The sequence below is a fragment of the Pseudomonas sp. NPDC086112 genome, from assembly GCF_044746425.1.
Lineage (GTDB): Bacteria > Pseudomonadota > Gammaproteobacteria > Pseudomonadales > Pseudomonadaceae > Aquipseudomonas.
Genome location: NZ_JBIVCD010000015.1, coordinates 40,568 through 61,941, shown reverse-complemented (window position 1 = coordinate 61,941; position 21,374 = coordinate 40,568). Strand labels below are relative to the sequence as shown.

At 61.7% G+C, this 21,374-nt stretch carries 21 protein-coding genes; 18 read left to right on the top strand and 3 right to left on the bottom strand.

Going from position 1 to position 21,374, the window contains the following annotated elements; genetic code table 11:
• Both ACIPLA_RS13455 and ACIPLA_RS13450 read right to left on the bottom strand, forming a co-directional pair.
• Entirely contained in the window at positions 1-1,005 is a 1,005-nt protein-coding gene (locus ACIPLA_RS13455) for an ArsJ-associated glyceraldehyde-3-phosphate dehydrogenase (protein ID WP_192343381.1), read from the bottom strand.
• A gap of 47 nt (positions 1,006-1,052) precedes the next feature.
• A complete protein-coding gene (locus ACIPLA_RS13450) occupies positions 1,053-1,415 on the bottom strand; it encodes a metalloregulator ArsR/SmtB family transcription factor (RefSeq protein WP_401173581.1) in 363 nt (120 codons plus the stop codon).
• Positions 1,416-1,868: 453 nt separating this feature from the next.
• Here ACIPLA_RS13450 and ACIPLA_RS13445 point away from each other — a divergent pair, with 453 nt between their 5' ends.
• Both ACIPLA_RS13445 and ACIPLA_RS13440 read left to right on the top strand, forming a co-directional pair.
• Positions 1,869-2,132 carry a PepSY domain-containing protein gene (locus tag ACIPLA_RS13445; protein ID WP_401173500.1) on the top strand — a complete coding sequence of 88 codons (264 nt, stop codon included), beginning with the start codon at positions 1,869-1,871 and terminating at the stop codon, positions 2,130-2,132.
• Between the two features lie 7 nt (positions 2,133-2,139).
• On the top strand, positions 2,140-2,667 hold the full coding sequence (locus ACIPLA_RS13440; protein ID WP_401173498.1) for a cytochrome b/b6 domain-containing protein: 528 nt from the start codon (positions 2,140-2,142) through the stop codon (positions 2,665-2,667).
• 63 nt (positions 2,668-2,730) lie between these two features.
• Here ACIPLA_RS13440 and ACIPLA_RS13435 read toward each other — a convergent pair whose 3' ends face one another.
• Positions 2,731-4,407, bottom strand: a complete 1,677-nt coding sequence (locus ACIPLA_RS13435; protein WP_218399224.1) for an MFS transporter — start codon at positions 4,405-4,407, stop codon at positions 2,731-2,733.
• Between the two features lie 364 nt (positions 4,408-4,771).
• Between ACIPLA_RS13435 and ACIPLA_RS13430 the strand changes: the two genes are divergently transcribed.
• From ACIPLA_RS13430 to ACIPLA_RS13355, 16 genes are all read left to right on the top strand, one after another.
• A complete protein-coding gene (locus tag ACIPLA_RS13430) occupies positions 4,772-5,443 on the top strand; it encodes a GntR family transcriptional regulator (RefSeq protein WP_007900901.1) in 672 nt (223 codons plus the stop codon).
• A gap of 114 nt (positions 5,444-5,557) precedes the next feature.
• The gene (locus ACIPLA_RS13425; protein WP_401173496.1) at positions 5,558-6,490 is read left to right on the top strand and encodes a 4-hydroxyproline epimerase; all 933 of its coding nucleotides are present in this window, start codon (positions 5,558-5,560) and stop codon (positions 6,488-6,490) included.
• Positions 6,487-7,602: an NAD(P)/FAD-dependent oxidoreductase gene (locus tag ACIPLA_RS13420; RefSeq protein ID WP_401173494.1), complete on the top strand. Its 1,116-nt coding sequence runs from the start codon at positions 6,487-6,489 to the stop codon at positions 7,600-7,602. Before ACIPLA_RS13425 ends, ACIPLA_RS13420 begins: the two co-directional genes overlap by 4 nt.
• Positions 7,595-7,831 carry a (2Fe-2S)-binding protein gene (locus tag ACIPLA_RS13415; protein WP_063340377.1) on the top strand — a complete coding sequence of 79 codons (237 nt, stop codon included), beginning with the start codon at positions 7,595-7,597 and terminating at the stop codon, positions 7,829-7,831. Before ACIPLA_RS13420 ends, ACIPLA_RS13415 begins: the two co-directional genes overlap by 8 nt.
• On the top strand, positions 7,828-9,084 hold the full coding sequence (locus ACIPLA_RS13410; protein ID WP_401173492.1) for an FAD-dependent oxidoreductase: 1,257 nt from the start codon (positions 7,828-7,830) through the stop codon (positions 9,082-9,084). The genes ACIPLA_RS13415 and ACIPLA_RS13410 overlap by 4 nt, the downstream gene beginning before the upstream one ends.
• A gap of 71 nt (positions 9,085-9,155) precedes the next feature.
• Positions 9,156-9,905: a helix-turn-helix domain-containing protein gene (locus ACIPLA_RS13405; protein WP_401173491.1), complete on the top strand. Its 750-nt coding sequence runs from the start codon at positions 9,156-9,158 to the stop codon at positions 9,903-9,905.
• A 562-nt stretch (positions 9,906-10,467) separates the two neighbouring features.
• Positions 10,468-10,827 carry a DUF6124 family protein gene (locus tag ACIPLA_RS13400; RefSeq protein ID WP_401173489.1) on the top strand — a complete coding sequence of 120 codons (360 nt, stop codon included), beginning with the start codon at positions 10,468-10,470 and terminating at the stop codon, positions 10,825-10,827.
• Between the two features lie 469 nt (positions 10,828-11,296).
• Positions 11,297-12,115 (top strand): transporter substrate-binding domain-containing protein, encoded by an 819-nt coding sequence (locus tag ACIPLA_RS13395; protein ID WP_007903735.1) that lies wholly within the window; start codon positions 11,297-11,299, stop codon positions 12,113-12,115.
• Positions 12,116-12,125: 10 nt separating this feature from the next.
• Positions 12,126-13,904: an aconitase X gene (locus tag ACIPLA_RS13390; protein ID WP_401173488.1), complete on the top strand. Its 1,779-nt coding sequence runs from the start codon at positions 12,126-12,128 to the stop codon at positions 13,902-13,904.
• The gene (locus ACIPLA_RS13385; RefSeq protein WP_007903733.1) at positions 13,897-14,562 is read left to right on the top strand and encodes an amino acid ABC transporter permease; all 666 of its coding nucleotides are present in this window, start codon (positions 13,897-13,899) and stop codon (positions 14,560-14,562) included. Before ACIPLA_RS13390 ends, ACIPLA_RS13385 begins: the two co-directional genes overlap by 8 nt.
• A 10-nt stretch (positions 14,563-14,572) precedes the next feature.
• On the top strand, positions 14,573-15,223 hold the full coding sequence (locus tag ACIPLA_RS13380; protein WP_218399217.1) for an amino acid ABC transporter permease: 651 nt from the start codon (positions 14,573-14,575) through the stop codon (positions 15,221-15,223).
• Positions 15,216-15,938, top strand: coding sequence for an amino acid ABC transporter ATP-binding protein (locus ACIPLA_RS13375; protein WP_401173486.1), 723 nt, complete (start codon positions 15,216-15,218; stop codon positions 15,936-15,938). Before ACIPLA_RS13380 ends, ACIPLA_RS13375 begins: the two co-directional genes overlap by 8 nt.
• A gap of 136 nt (positions 15,939-16,074) precedes the next feature.
• Positions 16,075-17,103, top strand: coding sequence for a proline racemase family protein (locus ACIPLA_RS13370; protein ID WP_401173484.1), 1,029 nt, complete (start codon positions 16,075-16,077; stop codon positions 17,101-17,103).
• A gap of 115 nt (positions 17,104-17,218) precedes the next feature.
• Positions 17,219-18,136, top strand: a complete 918-nt coding sequence (locus ACIPLA_RS13365; RefSeq protein ID WP_401173482.1) for a dihydrodipicolinate synthase family protein — start codon at positions 17,219-17,221, stop codon at positions 18,134-18,136.
• Between the two features lie 71 nt (positions 18,137-18,207).
• Positions 18,208-19,602 (top strand): fosfomycin efflux MFS transporter AbaF, encoded by a 1,395-nt coding sequence (abaF, locus tag ACIPLA_RS13360; RefSeq protein WP_401173480.1) that lies wholly within the window; start codon positions 18,208-18,210, stop codon positions 19,600-19,602.
• Between the two features lie 128 nt (positions 19,603-19,730).
• Positions 19,731-21,311: an aldehyde dehydrogenase (NADP(+)) gene (locus ACIPLA_RS13355; protein WP_401173479.1), complete on the top strand. Its 1,581-nt coding sequence runs from the start codon at positions 19,731-19,733 to the stop codon at positions 21,309-21,311.
• Positions 21,312-21,374 lie beyond the last annotated feature (63 nt).

Here is a 21,374-nt window from a genome sequence, read left to right as displayed (position 1 = left end):
TTAAACGGCCAGGCCGACCATTCTGGCCAGTTCGACGGTGCGATTCGCGTAACCCCATTCATTGTCATACCAGGCATAGAGTTTGACCTGGGTGCCGTTGATGACCATGGTCGACAGCGCATCGATGATCGATGAGCGTGGATCGGTGCGGTAGTCGATGGACACCAGCGGACGCTCCTCGAAACCGAGAATGTCTTTGAGTTCGTTCTCGGACGCGTCCTTGAGGAACTGATTCACTTCTTGGACGGTGGTGACGCGCTCGACTTCAAAGACACAGTCGGTCAGCGAAGCGTTGGCCAACGGCACGCGCACGGCGTGGCCATTCAGACGCCCACGCAGTTCGGGAAAGATCTCGGCAATCGCGGTGGCCGAGCCGGTGCTAGTCGGGATCAAACTCATGCCCGACGCCCGGGCACGGCGCAGATCCTTGTGGGGTTGGTCGAGGATGCTTTGCGTGTTGGTCAGGTCGTGGATGGTGGTGATCGAGCCGTGGCGAATGCCCAGTTTCTCGTGGATCACCTTCACCACCGGCGCCAGGCAGTTGGTGGTACACGACGCGGCGGTGACAATGCGATGTTCCGCCGGGTTGAACAGCTGATGGTTGACGCCCATGACGATGTTCAGCGCGCCCTGCTCCTTCACCGGGGCGCTGACCACCACACGCTTGACGCCTTGGTCGAGGTAAGCCTGAAGCACCGCGACGGTCTTCATCTTGCCGCTGGCTTCAATCACCAGATCGCAGCCCGACCAATCGGTGTCGGCAATCGCCTTGTTGGCCGTTACCTTGATGCGTTTGCCGTCGATGACGATGTTGTCGCCCTCGGAGTCGGCCTGGTCATTCCAACGGCCATGCACCGAGTCGAAGTTCAGCAGGTGCGCATGGGTCGCCGCGTCACCTGCCGGATCGTTGATCTGCACGAATTCAAACTCTGGCCAGCGCCAGGCTGCTCGCAGAGCGAGGCGACCGATGCGGCCAAAACCATTGATGCCCACTTTGATAGTCATATTGGTGTGCTCTGTTTCTGTTGTCAGGGGGTGCGCTTCTGGAATCATCAAGCCGGGCAGCAAGCCGCTGCCCGTTCAGGACGGTCACCCATTTCTTCAAGGCGTTTGGCATCAGAGCTCAACCAGTGCTTGTTGGCTTCGAGCACCACGGTCAGCACCTGATGCACCCAGTCCGGGAGATTCGGGTGCAGCCGGTAATAAACCCATTGGCCCTGCCGACGGTCCGAGAGCAATCCGCAGGTGCGCAACTGCGCCAGGTGCCTGGAGACTTTGGGCTGGCTCTCATTCAACGCACAGGTCAGCTCGCAGACGCACAGCTCTCCCTCACGGGCGATGAGCAGCATCATCCGAACCCGGTTGTCGTCAGCCAGGCATTTGAAAACAGTGGTCGGCGTCAGGTGGTCTGCCATTGGGTTGCTCTGGGTTGGTGTACTCATATGCGTTTTTCCGAATATACGTTTTTCCGCATGTAAAATTCAACGGCCAATGTGTCGACTCCTTAATCGCGGCAACGTGCAGCGCAAGGAAGACGGCTGGTTCAACCAGACCGAACTGAAGCAACAGGCCACGCTGGCCGGGATGAACCACAACCTGCTTTATGGCGTGGAACTGGGACGTCAGGTCAAGGACCAATCGGTCTTCAGTCCAAATCGGACATGTAGGAGCCAGGCTTGCCGGCGAAGGCGCTCTGAAGGGCGCCTTCGCCGGCAAGCCTGGCTCCTACAGCAGTTCAAACGTCCGGGCGTTTGTTCGCAGCCAGCAATCCAGTGACAACGATTCAAAGCTCAACTAACCTTCAGCGCGCGGAGAGTGATGAGAATCTCTCGCGTTGTCAGACAACAACAATATGTCGAGGAAAACCCATGCGTAAACTTCTGTTGCTCTCCCTTCTTGCCGCCTCCCCCCTGGCTTTCGCCGGGACTCAATGCACCAAAGCCGACAAGGCCCAATGGCAGGACCAGGCCAAGTTTCAGGAAGATCTCAAGGCCAAGGGCTACAACATCAAGAAGTTCAAAGTCACGAGCGGCAATTGCTACGAGATCTACGGCTGGGACAAAGACAAGCGCAAAGTCGAGATCTACTTTGACCCGGTCACCGGCAAAGTCGTGAAAGAAGAAATCGAATAGGCCCCCTGTGAAAGCTGAAACCCTGCGCCTCTGGGACCCCCTCGTACGCGTTTGTCATTGGTCCCTGGCGGTTGTCTTCATCAGCGACTACTTCCTCAATGAGGAAGGAGACGGCTGGCATCGCTGGCTCGGCTATTACGCCGTAGCTGTCGTGCTGGTGCGCGTGGTGTGGGGGTTCATCGGCCCGCCATCGGCGCGTTGGTCAGACTTCTGGCCGACGCCGACGCGGGTCGTTCAGCATGGCCGGGTGCTGTTTTCCGGCAAGGGCTATCACCGCATGGGGCACTCGCCCATCGGTGCACTGGTGATGGTCCTCATGCTGCTGTTGATGACCGGTCTGGGTATCAGCGGTTTTTTGATGGAAGAAGTGGACTATTTCTGGGGCGAAGACTGGCTACGTGATGTTCACGAGTTTATGGCCAATGCACTGCTCGCATTGGTTTGTGTGCATATCGTCGCAGCGTTGGTGGAAAGCCTGCGCTTGCGTGAAAACCTGCCTCTGTCGATGATCACGGGCCATCGTCGTAAGCGCTAGTGCTCAAAGCTTCCTGATACCGCACATTGCCCTCCCCCTTGCGGGAGAGGGCGGGTGCCAATCTTATGTGTGATGAATTTCCCGATCCTTGGTTTCCGGCAGGAAGAACGTGCCAAGAATGGCCGTCATCACGGCAATAACGATCGGGTACCACAGCCCGTAGTAGATATCCCCCGTGGCCGCGACCATGGCGAACGCCACCGTGGGCAGAAAGCCGCCGAACCAGCCGTTGCCGATGTGGTACGGCAGCGACATCGAGGTGTAGCGAATGCGCGCCGGGAAGAGTTCCACCAGCCAGGCGGCGATCGGGCCGTAGACCATGGTGACGTAGATCACCAGGATGGTCAGGAGCAGCAGCACCATCGGATAGTTGGTCTTGGCCGGGTCGGCCTTCTCGGGGTAACCGGCGTCCTTGAGGGCGGTGCCGAGGGTAGCGACGAAGGCATCGTTGCGGGCCTTGAAGTCGGCGGCCGGCATGCCGGTGCCCTCGAAGCTCGGGATCACCTTGTCGCCGATGCGGACCTGCGCGATTGCACCTGGCTCAGCCTTCTCGTTCTTGTAGGGTATGGCCCTCTTCGCCAGTACGGTCTTGGCAAGGTCGCAGGAGCTGGTGAATTTGGCCTTGCCCACCGGGTCGAACTGGAACGAGCACTTACTCTGATCGGCGATCACCGTGACCGGGTTCTTCTCCTGCGCGGCGAACACGTCGGGGTTACCATATTGGGTCAACGCATGGAAGATCGGGAAATAGGTCAGCGCCGCCAGGATGCAGCCCGCCATGATGATGCCCTTGCGGCCGATGCGGTCGGACAGACTGCCAAATACGATGAAGAACGGCGTTCCGATCAGCAATGAGCCGGCGATCAGATAGTTGGCGGTTTGCGGGTCGATCTTCAGCGTCTGCAGCAGGAAGAACAGCGCATAGAACTGCCCGGTGTACCAGACCACCGCCTGGCCGGCAGTGCCGCCGAGCAGGGCCATGATCACTATCTTGAGGTTTTCCCAGCGGGCGAAGGATTCGGTCAGCGGCGCCTTGGACGACTTGCCTTCTTCCTTCATCTTCAAGAACACCGGTGACTCGCTGAGTTGCAAGCGGATGTACACCGAGACGATCAGCAGCAGGATCGACAGCAGGAACGGAATCCGCCAGCCCCAGGCCTCGAAGGCTTCGGTGCCGAGAATGGTTCGGCAGGCGAGGATCACCAGTAGCGAAAGGAACAGGCCGAGGGTCGCGGTGGTCTGGATCCACGAGGTGAAGTAGCCGCGTTTGCCTTTGGGTGCATGTTCGGCCACGTAAGTCGCCGCACCGCCGTACTCACCGCCCAGGGCCAGGCCTTGCAACAGGCGCAGGGTGATCAGGATGATCGGTGCCGCCACGCCGATGGTCGCATAGCCGGGCAGAAAGCCCACTACGGCAGTGGAGATACCCATGATGACAATGGTGATGAGGAACGTGTGCTTGCGCCCGATCATGTCGCCCAGTCGGCCGAAGACGATGGCGCCGAAGGGACGTACAGCGAAGCCGGCGGCGAACGCGAGCAGCGCGAAAATGAAGGACGTTGTTTCGTTGACGCCGGCGAAGAAGTGCTTGGCGATGATCGCGGCGAGGGAGCCGTAAAGGTAGAAGTCGTACCACTCGAACACGGTGCCCAGGGACGAGGCGAAAATGACCTTGCGCTCCTCCCTGGTGATCCCGTGGTGGGGCGCGCTGCCTGTGGTCGTATTGTCGATTGCGGCCATGATTGTTCTCCGTCTTGCTCTTGTTATAGGCCGGAGTACCTCATTATTTTTTTACCGTACCCAGGCCCCAGGGCTGATGTCATCGGATTACGGATTACGCAAAGCATGCAAACAGGCTGACGGCCTCGCATCGCTGCAAGGTTTCTTGAAGCATAATCGGCTTCGCGCAGATATCCACTCGGTCATCCCGTCCAAACCCCGGCCGACGCGCTGCCGAATGACTATTCAGGCCCGTGAAATCCCACGCGAAGCGTCTGGGTGGCGCCCCGCTGATGCCTGTATCTTCGGGCGGCCATCGCCTGGAACTTCGCAGCGAAAGAATTTCGTATACCCTATCGCCATCTCACTCCAAACGACCGCTGCCGTGAACCTACCCAAACTCAACGCTCCTGACCTTGGCAATACCCCTTCGACCTCGGAAATCATCACCCGTCATCTGCGGGACGCGATCGTCGCCGGGCATTTCGCCGAAGACGAGCCGATTCGCCAGGACGACATTGCCCGCCAGTTCAACGTCAGCAAGATCCCTGTGCGCGAGGCCCTCAAGCGGCTGGAGGCCGAAGGGCTGGTGATGTTCCAGCGCAATCGCGGGGCGATGGTCACGCGAGTTTCCGATGCCGAGCTGGCGCAGATGTTCGAAGTGCGGATGTTGCTGGAGGACAAGATACTGCGCCTGGCCATTCCCAACATGACCGAAGAAACCTTCGCCCGTGCCGAGCGCATCTGTCAGGAATTCATCGGCGAGGACGACGTGGGCCGCTGGGCCGAGCTCAATTGGGAGCTGCACGCTTGCCTCTACGAGCCGGCGCAACGACCGTTTCTGGTCAGCCTGATTCGTTCGGTCAACGACAAGCTGGAGCGCTACCTGCGCATGCAGATGAGCCTGTCGGCCGGCAAGGAACGGGCTGATCACGAACACCGTGAGATCATCAAAGCCTGTCGTGCCGGGGATGTGGATCTGGCGGTGAAGCTGCTGGACGAGCACATTGCCGGGGTCTGCAAGACCTTGTTCGAACACCTGCCTCACGCGCACTGAGCCTTCAGGATGCTGTGCTGATTTCGTCATCGGCACAGGATAAATCCATCAAGCCGACACCCCGTTGCACAGGCCACTCTTTCGTTCACTCATCTGAACGGACGTGGCCCTCCCATGAAACGCATCACTGTGATCGACTCCCACACCGGCGGCGAACCGACCCGTCTGGTGACTGCCGGCTTTCCTGACCTGGGCACCGGCAGCATGGCCGAACGTCGCAAACTGCTCGCCGAACATCACGATCAATGGCGCGCCGCTTGTGTGCTCGAACCCCGTGGCAGTGACGTGCTGGTGGGTGCCCTGCTCTGCACGCCTGTGGACCCGAGTGCGTGTGCCGGGGTGATTTTCTTCAATAACACCGGTTACCTGGGCATGTGCGGCCACGGCACGATTGGCCTGGTGGCGTCGTTGGCGCATCTGGGCAAGATCAGCCCCGGCGTCCATCGCATCGAGACGCCGGTGGGTACGGTGCAGGCGACCCTGCACGAAGATCATTCGGTGAGCGTGCGCAATGTGCCGGCCTACCGTTACCGCAAGGCGCTGGTGTTGCAGGTGCCAGATGTCGGTCAGGTGGTCGGCGATATCGCTTGGGGTGGCAACTGGTTTTTCCTGATCCCGGAGCATGGCCTGCGGGTGGCCGGCGATAACCTCGACGCGCTGACCGCTTACACCTACGCCGTGCAACAGGCGCTGGAGGCCCAGGGTATACGTGGCGAAGACGGCGGGCTGATCGACCATGTCGAGCTGTTCAGCGATGACGATCACGCCGACAGCCGCAACTTTGTCCTCTGCCCCGGCAAGGCCTATGACCGCTCACCGTGCGGCACCGGCACCAGTGCCAAACTGGCGTGCCTGGCCGCGGACGACAAACTGCAACCGGGACAGATCTGGCGCCAGGCCAGTGTCATCGGCAGTGAGTTCGAAGGCTCTTACGAATGGCAGGGCGAGCGCGTTGTGCCGACCATTCGCGGCCGCGCTTTTATCAGCGCCGAAGCCAGTTTGATCATCGAACAGGATGACCCGTTCGCCTGGGGCATTCGTCCATGAACGAGGGCCTTGTGGCCGATGTGATCGTGATCGGCGCCGGCATCATCGGCGCCGCCTGTGCCCAGGCGCTGGCCCGTCGTGGCTTGCAGGTGCTGGTGCTGGACGCCGGCCTGCACGGTGCGACGGCGGCGGGCATGGGGCACCTGCTGGTGCTCGACGACAACCCGGCCGAACTGGCCCTGAGTCAATACTCCCTGCAACGCTGGCGCGAGCTGGCACCGGACCTGCCCGACGGCAGCGCCTACCGCAACAACGGCACGCTGTGGCTGGCGGCCAACGCTGAGGAAATGGCGGTCGCCCATGGCAAATACCTGAACCTGCAAGCCCAGGGCGTGATGTGCGAATTGATCAGCGCCAGTGCCTTGCGCCAGCGTGAACCGGAACTACGCGAGGGTCTGGAAGGCGGTTTGTTGATCAATGGCGACGGCATTCTTTATGCGCCGGCGACAGCCAACTGGATGCTCGACACGCCGAACATCCGTCAGCGCCGGGCGCGGGTCAGCGCAGTCGATGGCAACCGCGTATGCCTCGATGACGGTCACTGGTTGAGCGCCGATGCGGTGGTGTTGGCCAACGGTATTCAGGCCAACGAACTGTGCCCGGAGTTGCCCATCGAGCCGAAGAAAGGTCACCTGCTGATTACCGACCGCTACCCCCGCACCGTCACCCACACCTTGGTCGAACTGGGTTACGTCACCAGCGCCCACAACGCCACGGGGCCGTCGACCGCCTGCAACATTCAGCCGCGCCCCACCGGACAATTGTTCATCGGTGCCTCGCGGCAATTCGGTACCACCGACCCGCAGGTCGAAGGCTGGATGCTGGCGAAAATGCTCAAGCGTGCCGCCGAGTACATGCCGGGGCTGGCCCGGCTCAACGGCATCCGCGCCTGGACCGGCTTTCGCGCCGCCAGCCCCGACGGCCTGCCGCTGGTGGGCCAACACCCGCAGCGCCAAGGCTTGTGGCTGGCCGTCGGTCACGAAGGGTTGGGCGTCACCACGGCCCCCGGCACCGCCGACTTGCTGGTGGCGCAACTGTTCAACGAAACCCCGCCACTGGCCGCACAACCCTATCTGCCCCAGCGTTTCCTCGGAGAACCTGTCTATGCCTGAATTGCTGCTGGATGGCCGCGCCTTGAAAGTGGCCGAGGGCACCAGCGTCGCCGCTGCCCTGGCGTTGGGCAGCGACGGCTGCACGCGCACGTCGGTCAGTGGTCAGCGCCGCGCACCGCTGTGCGGCATGGGCATCTGCCAGGAATGCCGGGTGACCATCGACGGCCGGCGACGCCTGGCCTGCCAGACTTTGTGCCGAGACGGCATGCAGGTGGAGACACGCTCATGAACGAATACGCCGATCTGCTGATCATCGGTGCCGGCCCCGCTGGCATGGCCGCCGCCCTTGCCGCCGCACCCAGCGGCGCACGCATTGTCATGCTCGACGACAATCCGCTGCCGGGCGGGCAAATCTGGCGTGACGGCCCTCAAGCCAACGTGCCCGATCAGGCCCGTCGCCTGCGTGAGCGTTTGCAGTCTTGCAGCAACATCCGCCATCACGCCGGCACCCGGGTGATCGCCAGTCCCGGTCCGAAACAACTGTTGGTCGAAGATGATGACGACGGCTGGTTGATCAGTTACGACAAACTGATTCTGTGCACCGGCGCCCGCGAGTTGCTGCTGCCCTTCCCCGGCTGGATATTACCTGGCGTGACCGGGGCCGGTGGCCTGCAGGCGCTGATCAAGGCCGGTGTGCCGGTGCAGGGTGAGCGCGTGGTGATCGCCGGCAGCGGCCCGCTATTACTGGCGAGTGCCGCCACCGCAAAAAAGCATGGCGCGCAGGTACAACGCATCGCCGAGCAAGCCTCGCGCACCGCCGTCGCCGGTTTCGCCGCGCAACTGCCCCGCTGGCCCAACAAGCTGATGCAATCGTTCGGCTTGTTCGACCGCCATTACCGCACCGCGACTCATGTACTGGCCGCCCTTGGCACTGACCGACTGGAAGGTGTGCGCCTGCAACAGCAAGGCAAAATCGTCGAACTGGCATGTGATCGGCTGGCCTGTGGTTTCGGCTTGATCCCGAACATTCAATTGGGCCAGGCACTGGGTTACGCCATCGAAGGTCAGGCGTTGGCGGTGGATGCCTGGCAGGCCAGCAGCCGCGCCGATCATTATGCAGCAGGCGAATGCACCGGGTTTGGTGGCAGTGAACTGGCGTTGGTCGAAGGTGCAATTGCTGGTCACGCGGCGGTCGGTAACCTTGAAGCGGCCCGCCAATTGTGGCCGCGCCGGGCACGCTGGCAGGGTTTTGCCAAGGCACTGAATCAGGCATTCGCCCTCGCCCCGCCACTCAAGTCCCTGGCCCGGCCCGACACCCTGGTCTGCCGCTGCGAAGACGTGCCCTACGCCGCATTGGCCGGGCACACTGACTGGCGCGAAGCCAAGCTGGCCAGTCGCTGCGGCATGGGCGCCTGTCAGGGCCGGGTGTGCGGCGGTGCGGTGCAGCACCTGTTCGGCTGGCAACCTTCGGCACCCCGCCCACCCTTCAGCCCGGCGCGAATCGAGACCTTGATGTGCCTGGACGACACCCCGCCGGCCTGATTCCCCCTCGGGGGTTTCGGCCACGCTGCCGAGCCTCTATGATCCCGGGGTCGCCATCAGACCCCAGCGCCATGTATCCCTCGCTCAGCACCTTCAAACCCTGCGACCTGCCAACGCTGCTGAACAGCCTGCAGCCGATTGCGCCGCTGCTCGATACCCTCTCGGATGTGGTGTTTTTCATCAAGGACAGCGAAGCCCGCTACGCCTTCGTCAACCAGACTTTGGCCCGGCGTTGCGGTTTCAAACATCGCGAGGAACTGCTGGGGCGCACCGCCGAAATGGTCTTCCCGGAACGCTTCGGCCCGCTGTACACCGAACAGGATCGACGGGTCCTGTCCAGCGGCCGCGAACTGGCCGACCAACTTGAGCTGCACCTGTATTACGGCAATCAACCGATCTGGTGCCTGACCCACAAACTCGCCTTGCAGGATGAACAGGGTCAGATCGTTGGCCTGGCCGGGATCTCCCGCGACCTGCAATCCCCCCAGTCCAACCACCCCGCGTTCCAGAAACTCGCCGCCGTGGATGCGCACATCCGCAGCCACTTCGCCCGCCCCATCAGCCTCGCCGAACTGACCGCCATCGCCGGCTATTCCGTGGCGCAACTGGAGCGTCACTGCAAACGGGTGTTCCAGCTCACCCCACGGCAGATGATTCACAAGGCGCGCCTGGAAGAAGGTTCGCGGCTGTTACTGCACACCGACCTGCCCATCACCGAAATCGCCCTGCGCTGCGGCTACACCGACCACAGTGCCTTCAGCCGACAGTTTCGTGCCTTGACCAGCCTGTCACCGAGCCAGTTTCGCGATAATCCACGCTAGGTGGAGGTGCGCAATTTTTTGTTCCGGATTCATTTTCTGGTGGTTTGGCCGGGAGATAAAGGGTGTTCTTCCGGGCCTCTTCGCGAGCAAGCCCGCTCCCACACTGGATCTTCTGTGAACACATTATTTGTGACCGACACAAATCAACTGTGGGAGCGGGCTTGCTCGCGAAGAGGCCGGTACAGCCACCACAAGGCTCGGTGTCAGACCGCTAAACAAGCACTGTTTAATCGACACTTCCAGACACTCACCCAGGCTACACATCCTTGCGCCGCTGCCTACGACTACGCCAGAATCCGCCGGCTTGTACGCCAAAGGGCCGGGCTCTATCGTTTGCCTGTCGCTGAAAAACAGCGATCGGGTTTGGTAGCCCGGTTTGACTTGCGTGCATAGCGCACCTGATGCAGAGCCTTTTCGGCCTGCGTTTATGGTGGCCATGCGCAGGGCGCCTTCGGGCGCGCCGGTTTTCCAAGTCACCGGTCTACCAACCTTCGCATGGCCACCACCCCTTCGTTTGGTAGCGAGGGTGATGGCTCCTCTTTTCTGATTTGGAGCTTCATCTATGTTCAAACCTACACCCAACCCACCTGAAACCGATCCAACCTCCCCCTACGAATCCCTCGATTCCAAAAAGCTCAACGAAGCCGCCGACCGCGCTCTCGATTACTACCTCAAGCCGCCTATCCCCAAAGACACCAAGCGCAAACCCAGCACCATTTACCATGTCGGCACCGAGGTCGATAGCGAAACCCTGCTGGTCAACGCCTGCGAATCCCTGGCGTCAGCCAGCATGATGCTCAGTGAGTTCGCTGGGTTGATGGACATGCCACATCGCAACATGATGTTGGGGATTCAATCGGTGGTCATGCTCGGGGAGCTGGCGGTGAATCGGGTGCTGGATAACCTCGATCCGCCGTCCTGACCATTGATCTGAGGCCATAGGGCTTTTGTGGCGAGGGAGCTTGCTCCCGCTCGGCTGCGCAGCAGTCGCAAAACCTGAGCATGCGGTGTATCTGAAAAACCGTGACTGCCGGGTTTGGGGCCGCTTCGCAGCCCAGCGGGAGCAAGCTCCCTCGCCACATTGGGTGCATCCCCGCAAAGGGTTAGCCTAATCAAAAGATCGCAGGCTTTGCCAACTCCTTTGCCTGTGGGTGTTCCTTAAAGGGGCGCACCGCACAACCATTGCTCCCATCTGTAACACCTGCCGTTGCGGGCCCAAGCCTCCACGCCATCACTCCCCTCCAGTTGCTCCACCGCAACACCTCTACTTCAAGCCCTGACACTAAATTCGCGCTTCTGCCTGGCAATAGGCACGTTGATTGCTATTGTTAATATCGTATACGAAATCCCCAATACGATATCCAACAGCACTTCACATCAACGAGGCCTCTATGAAAAACCCCGCATTTGCCGTAGCCCTCAGCGCTGTTCTCAGTACCTCCTTCATCGCCACCGCCCAGGCCGACAAGCTCGACGACATCATCGGTTCGGGCAAGCTGCGTTGCGCCGTGACCCTGGACTTCCCGCCCATGGGTTTTCGCGATGCCGGTAACAACCCGGCCGGTTTTGACGTGGACTACTGCCATGACCTGGCGAAAATCCTTGGGGTCGATGCCGAAGTGGTCGAGACGCCGTTCCCGGACCGCATTCCGGCGCTGGTTTCCGGGCGGGCCGACGTGATCGTCGCCTCAACCTCCGACACCCTCGAACGGGCCAAGACCGTCGGCCTCACCGTGCCCTACTTTGCCTTCCAGATGGTGGTGCTGACCCGCGACGACACCGGCATCAACAGCTTCGATGACCTCAAGGGCAAACCCGTGGGAAACACCAGCGGCACTTATGAGGCCATCGCCCTGGAGAAAGACGTGAAGAGCTGGGGCACCGGCACCTTCCGCGCCTATCAGTCGCAAAACGACACGTTGCTTGCCGTCGCCCAAGGCCATATCGCCGCCACCGTGGTCACCAACACCGTGGCTGCCGCCACTCTCAAGTCGGGCAAATACAAAAACCTGAAAGTCGCCGGTAATGCGCCGTACGTGATCGACTACGTTTCCCTCGGTGCCAAGCGCAACGAGTATGGCCTGCTCAATTACCTCAACCTGTTCGTCAACCAGCAGGTGCGCACCGGTCGTTACAAGGAGTTGTTCGTCAAATGGGTCGGCACCGAAATCTCGCCGACCAACCTGACCGTGCCACAGGTCTACTACTAAGGTGTCCGGCATGCCTAGGCCCACTTCTCTGACCGGTCGCAGCCTGGTCGCGGGCGCCGCCGAGGGCGCCCTGCTGTTCGCCGATATCGGGTTGAGTTTCTGGGGCGGGGTCGATCCGTACAGCGGCGAGATCATTGACCGTCATCACCCGCTCAGTGGCGAATACCTGGCCGGCCGCGTGCTGGCCATCCCCAGCGGTCGCGGCTCGTGCACCGGCAGTAGCGTGTTGATGGAACTGATCAGCAACGGTCACGCACCGGCCGCACTGGTGCTGGCCGAACCCGATGAGATCCTGACCCTGGGCGTGCTCGTGGCACAGACCATTTTCGAGCGTTCCCTGCCGGTGCTGTGCATCGGCCGGGAGGCCTTCGCCGCCCTGCGCGGCAAGGCCTTCGCTCGGGTCGAGGACACAACGCTGAGCCTGTTCGAGCACCTGCCGGGCGATGCCTGGCAGGCACTCGACAGTCCTTTGCCGACCACCGATATCGCCACCGCGATCGAACTCACCGAACACGACCGGGCGCTGCTCGACGGCCAGAATGGCAAGGCCGCGCAGGTGGCCATGCAGATCGTCCTGCGCATGGCCGAACTGCAAGGTGCCCGCCATCTGGTGGATGTCACCCAGGCGCACATCGACGGCTGCATCTACACGGGACCGGCGAGCCTGCGTTTTGCCCAACAATGGGTGCAATGGGGGGCAAAAGTGCGAGTGCCCACCACCCTCAATTCGATTTCCGTGGATCAGCGCCGCTGGCGCGAACTGGGGATCGACCCGGCACTCGGTGAACCGGCCAGTGCCTTGGGCGATGCCTATATGGCGATGGGTGCACAGCTGAGTTTTACCTGCGCGCCCTACCTGCTCGACAGCGTGCCGAAGGCTGGCGAGCAGATCGTCTGGGCCGAATCCAACGCGGTGGTCTACGCCAACAGCGTACTCGGCGCACGCACCCTGAAGTACCCGGACTACCTGGACATCTGCATCGCGCTGACCGGTCGCGCCCCGTTGATCGGCTGCCATTTGGACGCGCAACGCAAGGCTGGCCTGCAAGTCGAGTTGCCTGCCTTGGGTGAACTGGACGACGCCTTCTACCCGCTGCTCGGTTACCACATCGGTACGCTGGCGGGCAGCCGGATTCCACTGGTGCGCGGGTTGGAAAACCGCCAGCCGAGCCTGGACGACCTCAAAGCGTTCGGCGCGGCATTTGCCACCACATCCGCCGCACCACTGTTCCATATCGCCGGAGTAACTCCGGAAGCACTCGACCCGGCGCAGCTGCTAGAAATGGATCAATCCATACCCGTGGAAAAAATCCGCCTGAACGATCTACTGGTCAGCTGGCGCGAACTCAACAGTGCCCGCGACAGCCGGGTGGATGTGGTCTCGCTGGGCAACCCGCACTTTTCCCTCAGCGAGTTCGCCCACCTCGCGCGATTGTGCCTCGGTCGGCACAAACACCCTGACGTGGTCCTCGCCATTACCTGCGGCCGTGCCGTGCTGGAGCAGGCTCGCGAAGCCGGGCATATCGCCGTGATCGAAGCCTTCGGCGCGACCCTGGTCACCGATACCTGCTGGTGCATGCTCGGCGAACCGGTGATCCCGCTGGCCGCAAAAACCTTGATGACCAACTCCGGCAAATACGCCCATTACGCACCCGGCCTGGTGGGCCGCAAGGTGCATTTCGCCAGCCTCGCCGAATGCATTGATGCCGCCTCTAATGCCACCGCCAGCGGGCGCCTGCCGGCGTGGCTACAACCTGCCGCCCTACTGGAGAGCCCTGCGCATGTTTGACTACAGCTTCCAATGGCGCTCAGCGCTGCGCGCCCTGCCGGACATGCTTGCCGGTGCCCTGGTCACCTTCGAGACCGCGGCACTGTCGATGATCTTCGGCGTGCTGATCGCCCTGGCCCTGACCGTGATGCGCGAAAGCAAAAACCCGCTGCTGCGCGGCATCGGTAACGGCTGGGTATCGATCGCGCGCAACACCCCGTCGCTGTTCCAGATCTACGTCCTCTACTTTGGCCTCGGCTCGCTGGGCCTGCACGTCAGTTCATGGCTCGCCCTGCTGGCCGGGATCACCTTCAACAATGCCGGGTATCTGGCGGAGAACTTTCGCGGTGGCCTCAAGGCCGTCCCGGACACCCAAGTGCGCGCTGCACGTTCGCTGGGCATGAGCGCCTTTCAGGCCTATCGCATGATCATCGTCCCGCAGCTGCTGCGGATCGTCTTCTACCCGCTGACGAATCAGATGGTCTGGGCGGTGCTGATGACGTCGCTGGGGGTGATCGTCGGGCTGAACAATGACCTGACCGGCGTGACCCAGGACTACAACGTCAAAACGTTCCGCACCTTCGAGTTCTTCGCCATTGCAGCGGTGCTGTATTACCTGATTGCCAAGGCGATCGTCGCGGCAGCCCGGCTGATGGCCTGGCGGTTGTTCCGTTACTGAGGAGCTGTGCATGTTTGCCACCGGATTTTCCTCCAATGACCTGTTGTTCCTGCTCAATGGCGCCTGGGTCACGCTGCAACTGACGTTCTGGTCGATCATGCTCGGCACCCTTGCCGGCTTGCTCTTCGGCCTGCTGCGGGCCTTGTTGCCTCGGGCCAGTTTGCCCCTGGCCTGGGTGCTGGACGTGTTTCGCAGCGTGCCGTTGCTGATCCAGTTCGTGCTGTTCAACTCGCTCAAAAGCATCGTTGGCTTGAACATAAGCGCCTTCAGCGTCGGCTGCATTGTGCTGGGGGTTTATGCCGCCGCGTACTTCACCGAGATCGTGCGCGCTGGTGTGCTGTCGGTGCCGTTCACCCTGCGCCGGGCCAGTCGCTCGCTGGGCCTGAGCTTCCTGCAGGACCTGCGCTGGATCGTTCTGCCGATGGCCACCCGGGTGGCTTTTCCGGGCTGGTTGAACCTGGTGCTCGGCGTGATGAAAGACACCGCGCTGGTGATGTGGATCGGCATCGTCGAACTGCTGCGCGCCTCGCAAACCATCGTCACCCGCATCCAGGAACCGTTGCTGGTGCTGTGCATCGCGGGCCTTATTTACTACGTCATGAGCCTGGTGGTCGCACGCCTGGGCGCTCGTCTGGAAAGAAGGTGGCAAGAAAATGATTGAGATCGACAACGTACATAAATCCTTCGGCGACCTCGCCGTGGTCAAGGGTGTCAGCCTGACGGTGAACAAGGGCGAGGTGGTGTCGATCATCGGCGGCTCGGGCTCCGGCAAATCGACCCTGCTGATGTGCATCAACGGCCTGGAACCGATCCAGAAAGGCAGCATCCGCGTCGACGGCGTCGAGGTCCATGACAGCGCCACCGACCTCAACCGCTTGCGGCAGAAAATCGGCATCGTGTTCCAGCAATGGAATGCCTTCCCGCACCTGACAGTGCTGGAAAACGTGATGCTGGCGCCACGCAAAGTCTTGGGTAAAAGCAAGCGCGAGGCCGAGGAACTGGCGGTGCAGCAACTGACCCACGTGGGCCTTGGCGACAAACTCAAGGCCTTCCCTGGCAAGTTGTCCGGCGGTCAGCAACAACGCATGGCGATTGCCCGCGCCTTGGCCATGTCGCCGGACTACATGCTGTTCGACGAAGCCACGTCGGCCCTCGATCCGCAATTGGTCGGCGAGGTGCTGGACACCATGCGCATGCTCGCCGAAGACGGCATGACCATGGTGCTGGTGACCCACGAAATCCGCTTTGCCCGCGATGTGTCTGATCGTGTGGCGTTCTTTCGCAATGGCCTGGTGCATGAGATTGGTTCGCCGGATCAGGTGATTGGTAATCCGGTGCATGCGGAGACTGCGGCGTTTCTGAAATCGGTGAAGTAACTGATGGCCCCTTCGCGAGCAAGCCTCGCTCCTACAGGGTTGGGTGGTGTACACAAAGTCGGTGACCGCCACAGATAAATGTAGGAGCGAGGCTTGCCCGCGAAGGGGCCCGCACAGACAGAAAAAGGAGCAAACCATGCGCTCATCGAAAGTCATTCACGTAGTCAGCTGTCACGCCGAAGGCGAAGTCGGCGATGTGATCGTCGGCGGCGTCGCCCCACCACCGGGCGCCACGGTGTGGGAACAATCGCGCTGGATCGCCAAGGATCAGACCTTGCGCAACTTTGTCCTCAACGAACCTCGCGGCGGCGTGTTCCGTCACGTCAACCTGCTGGTGCCGGCCAAGGATCCTCGGGCGCAGATGGCCTGGATCATCATGGAACCGGCGGACACGCCACCGATGTCCGGCTCCAATTCGTTGTGCGTCGCCACGGTGCTGCTCGACAGCGGCATCCTGCCGATGACCGAACCGCAAACCCGACTGATACTCGAAGCGCCCGGCGGCCTGATCGAGGCCGTGGCCGATTGCCGCGATGGCAAGGTCGAGCGGGTAGAAATCAAGAACGTGCCCTCCTTCGCTGATCGCCTCGACGCCTGGATCGAAGTCGAAGGCCTTGGCTCGTTGCAGGTCGACACCGCGTACGGCGGCGACAGTTTTGTCATCGCCGACGCCGAACGCCTGGGCTTTTCCATTCGTCCTGATGAGGCTGCCGACCTGGTGGCGGTCGGGCTGAAAATCACTCGCGCGGCCAATGAACAGCTGGGCTTCGTCCATCCGCTGAACCCGGAGTGGTCGCATATTTCCTTCTGCCAAATTGCCGCGCCCATCGTCATGGAGAACGGCATTGCCACCGGAGCCAACGCGGTGGTGATCCAACCCGGCAAGATCGACCGCTCGCCCACCGGCACCGGCTGTTCGGCGCGCATGGCGGTGCTGCAGGCCAAGGGGTTGATGCAGGTGGGCGAGCGCTTTATTGGCCGCTCGATCATCGGTTCCGAATTCCACTGCCGCATCGATTCCCTAACCGAAGTGGCCGGACGCCCGGCGATCTACCCATGCATTTCCGGCCGGGCCTGGATCACCGGCACCCACCAATTGCTGCTCGACCCGAGCGATCCGTGGCCACAGGGCTATCGCTTGTCAGACACCTGGCCGGGTGCCTGAAACGCCCCCAGACCAACGGCTACCAAAAACCCCTGACCAATTGAAAAAAACACTAGCCGAGTCACTGGCATTTAAAATATCGTATACGAAATACAAAAACGAACCGGAGGCAACAATGAGCAAACGTATTAACTGGAGTGGCGTCTTCCCCGCGGTGACCACTCAATTCAACAATGACTTCACCATCAACCTGGAAAAAACCCATCAGGTGATTTCCAACGTGATCCGTGATGGCGTCTCAGGCCTGGTGGTGTGCGGTTCGGTGGGGGAAAACACCTCATTGACCGCCGAAGAAAAAATCGCCGTGACCGAAGTCGCGGTCGACGCCTCCCGGGGTCGCGTGCCGGTGATCTGCGGTGTGGCCGAGTTCACCAGCGTGCAAGCGGCCAAGGTCGCCAATGCCGTGCGCCGGGTCGGCGTCGACGGCGTGATGCTGATGCCGGCTCTGGTCTATGGGTCCAAGCCGTTCGAGACCGCCGAGCACTACCGCTACGTGGCGAAAAATGCCGACGTACCGCTGATGGTCTACAACAACCCGCCGATCTACAAAAACGACGTCACCCCGGACATCCTGATTTCCCTGGCCGACTGCGACAACGTGGTGTGCTTCAAGGATTCGTCCGGCGATACCCGTCGTTTCATCGACGTGCGCAATGAAGTCGGCGACCGTTTCGTGCTGTTCGCCGGCCTCGACGACGTGGTGCTGGAAAGCATCGCGGTGGGTGCCGAGGGCTGGGTCTCGGGCATGTCCAACGTGTTCCCGAAAGAAGGCGAAACCATCTTCCGCCTGGCCAAGGCCGGTCGCTTTGCCGAAGCCATGCCGATCTACGAATGGCTGATGCCGATCCTGCACCTCGATGCCCGTGCCGACCTGGTGCAGTGCATCAAGCTCTGCGAAGCCATCGCCGGTCGCGGCAGTGCGCTGACCCGTCCGCCACGCCTGGCACTGCCGCAAGCTGATCGGGTGTTCGTCGAGCAGATCATGGCCAAGGCCTTGGCCAATCGTCCGGAGTTGCCAGACGTCGGTCTCTGAGTGATTGCCGGGCGGGTCTTTGCGGACCCGGCCCGGCTGCCTGTTTTTGCGCCCCTACAGGAAACGCCAGCATGTCCAATCCTCTACACACGCAAAGCGCAACCACCCCCTCGGGACTCAAACGCGTAGTGGCCGCCGCCATGGCCGGCACCGTTGCCGAGTGGTACGAATTCTTTCTCTACGGCACAGCCTCCGCACTGGTCTTCGGCCAGTTGTTCTTCCGCCAGACCGACAGCCCCATCGACGGCATCATCGCCGCCTTCGCCCTGTACGCGGTCGGCTTTCTCGCTCGTCCATTGGGCGGCCTGGTGTTCGGTCACTATGGTGACAAATTCGGCCGAAAACGCCTGCTGCAATTGAGCCTGGTGGTGGTCGGCATCACCACTTTTCTGATGGGCTGCCTGCCCGGCTTCGACCAGATCGGCTATGCCGCGCCGGTGTTGTTGGTGCTGCTACGGCTGATCCAGGGCTTTGCCTTTGGTGGTGAATGGGGCGGTGCGATTCTGCTGGTGTCCGAACACTGCCCCGACAACCGTCGCGGCTTCTGGGCCAGTTGGCCGCAAGCCGGGGTGCCGGCCGGCAACCTGGTGGCCACCGTCGCCCTGTTGCTGTTGTCGTCGAACCTGTCGGAGGAACAATTCCTCGCCTGGGGCTGGCGCGTAGCGTTCTGGTTCTCGGCGGTGGTGGTGCTGATCGGCTACTGGATTCGCACCAGTGTCGATGACGCGCCGATCTTCAAGGAAGCCCAGGCCCGTCAGGCGCAGACCAAGCAACAACAGCTGGGCGTGGTCGAAGTGCTGCGTCATCACTGGCGCGCCGTGCTGGTGGGGATCGGCGCACGCTTTGCCGAGAACATCCTCTATTACACCGTGGTCACCTTTTCGATCACCTACCTCAAACTGGTGGTGCACAAGGACACCTCGGAAATTCTGCTGCTGATGTTCGGCGCGCACTTGGTGCACTTCTTCCTGATTCCGTTGATGGGGTATCTGTCGGATATCGTCGGGCGCAAACCGATCTACCTGACCGGCGCGGTGCTCACCGCGTTCTGGGGCTTTGTCGGTTTCCCGATGATGGACACCGGCAACAACTGGCTGATCATGGCGGCGATCATTCTGGGCCTGGGTATCGAGTCGATGACCTATGCACCCTACTCGGCGCTGATGGCCGAAATGTTCCCGACCCACGTGCGCTACACCGCCCTTTCACTGTGCTACCAGGTGGCGCCGATTTTCGCTGGTTCCCTGGCACCGCTGATCGCCATCACCCTGCTCAACAAATATCACAGCTCGACACCCATTGCCTGGTACCTGGTGGGCGCCGCGCTGATCTCCATCGTGGCCGTCGGCCTGACCCGGGAAACCCGTGGCAAGTCGTTGCACCTGGTGGATGTCGAATCCGCTGCGCGCATTGCTGCCCTGGATAGCGCCGCGCCGGCCACACGCCGGGGTGATTCATTGGCCTGAGCCCTGTAGGAGCGAGGCTTGCCCGCGAACGGGGTCGGACATTCACCATTGATGTCGTCTGACACACCGCCTTCGCGGGCAAGCCTCGCTCCTACAGGTCCCGATCACTTTTTTGATAGGAGTTTTCCATGCCCGAGATCATCGGCCACAACTACATCGGCGGTGCCCGCAGCGCCGCCGGCAGCATCACTCTGCACAGCCACGACGCCAGCACCGGCGAAGCGCTGCCCTTCTCTTTCATGCAAGCCACCGTGGAAGAAGTGGACGCCGCCGCCCAGGCCGCTGCTGCCGCTTACCCGGCCTTGCGCAATCTACCGGCAACTCGCCGTGCAGAATTTCTTGAAGCGATCGCCACGCAACTGGATGCGCTGGATGATGAATTCGTCGCTCTGGTCACCCGCGAAACCGCGCTGCCGACCGGGCGCATTCAAGGCGAACGCAGTCGTACCAGCAACCAAATGCGCCTGTTCGCTCAGGTTCTGCGCCGGGGCGATTTCTATGGTGCGCGCATCGACCGCGCCTTGCCCGAACGTCTGCCACTGCCACGGGTCGACCTGCGCCAATACCGGATCGGCGTCGGCCCGGTGGCCGTATTCGGCGCCAGTAATTTCCCGCTGGCCTTTTCCACTGCCGGCGGTGACACCGCTGCCGCCCTGGCCGCCGGGTGCCCGGTGGTGTTCAAGGCCCACAGCGGACACATGGCAACCGCCGAACGCGTGGCCGATGCAATCATCCGCGCCGCCGAGCAAACCGACATGCCCACAGGTGTGTTCAACATGATCTACGGCGCGGGTGTCGGTGAAGCGCTGGTCAAGCATCCGGCAATCCAGGCCGTCGGTTTCACCGGCTCGCTAAAAGGTGGTCGCTCTCTCTGTGACATGGCCGCCGCACGGCCGCAACCGATCCCGGTGTTCGCCGAAATGAGCAGCATCAACCCGGTGCTGGTATTGCCGGAAGCCCTGCTCGCGCGTGGCGAGAAAATCGCCGGTGAACTGGTGGCGTCGGTGGTCCAGGGGTGCGGTCAGTTCTGTACCAATCCGGGGTTGGTGATCGGTATGCGCTCCCCTCACTTCAGCGCTTTCATCGCGCGGCTCAGTGCCTTGATGGCCGAACAACCGGCGCAAACCATGCTCAACGCCGGCACCCTCGGCAGCTACGAAAAAGGCGTGCAGGCCTTGCTCGACCATCCAGGAATAACCCGCCTGGCGGGCCAGAATCAGCACGGCAATCAAGCGCGGCCGCAACTGTTCAAGGCCGACGTCAGTCTGCTGTTCAAGGGTGATCCGCTGTTGCAGGAAGAAGTGTTCGGCCCGACCACCCTCGTCGTCGAAGTGGCCGACAAGGCCGAGTTGCGACAAGCGCTGAACAGTTTGCACGGTCAACTCACCGCCACGTTGATTGGCGAAGCACAGGACCTGAAGGAACACGCCGATCTGCTGGTACTGCTGGAACAAAAGGTCGGCCGGGTGCTGTTCAACGGCTACCCCACCGGCGTCGAAGTCTGCGATGCCATGGTGCATGGCGGGCCTTATCCGGCGACCTCCGATGCCCGTGGCACCTCGGTCGGCAGCCTGGCCATCGAGCGCTTCCTGCGCCCGGTGTGCTACCAGAACTGCCCGGACGCCCTGCTGCCCGACGCCCTGAAAAACGCCAACCCGTTGGGCATTACGCGTCTGGTCGATGGCAACAGCCACCGCGAACCGCTGTAAAAACATGACCTCCCGTAGGAGCGAGGCTTGCCCGCGAAGGCGTCTCGACATTCACCATTGATG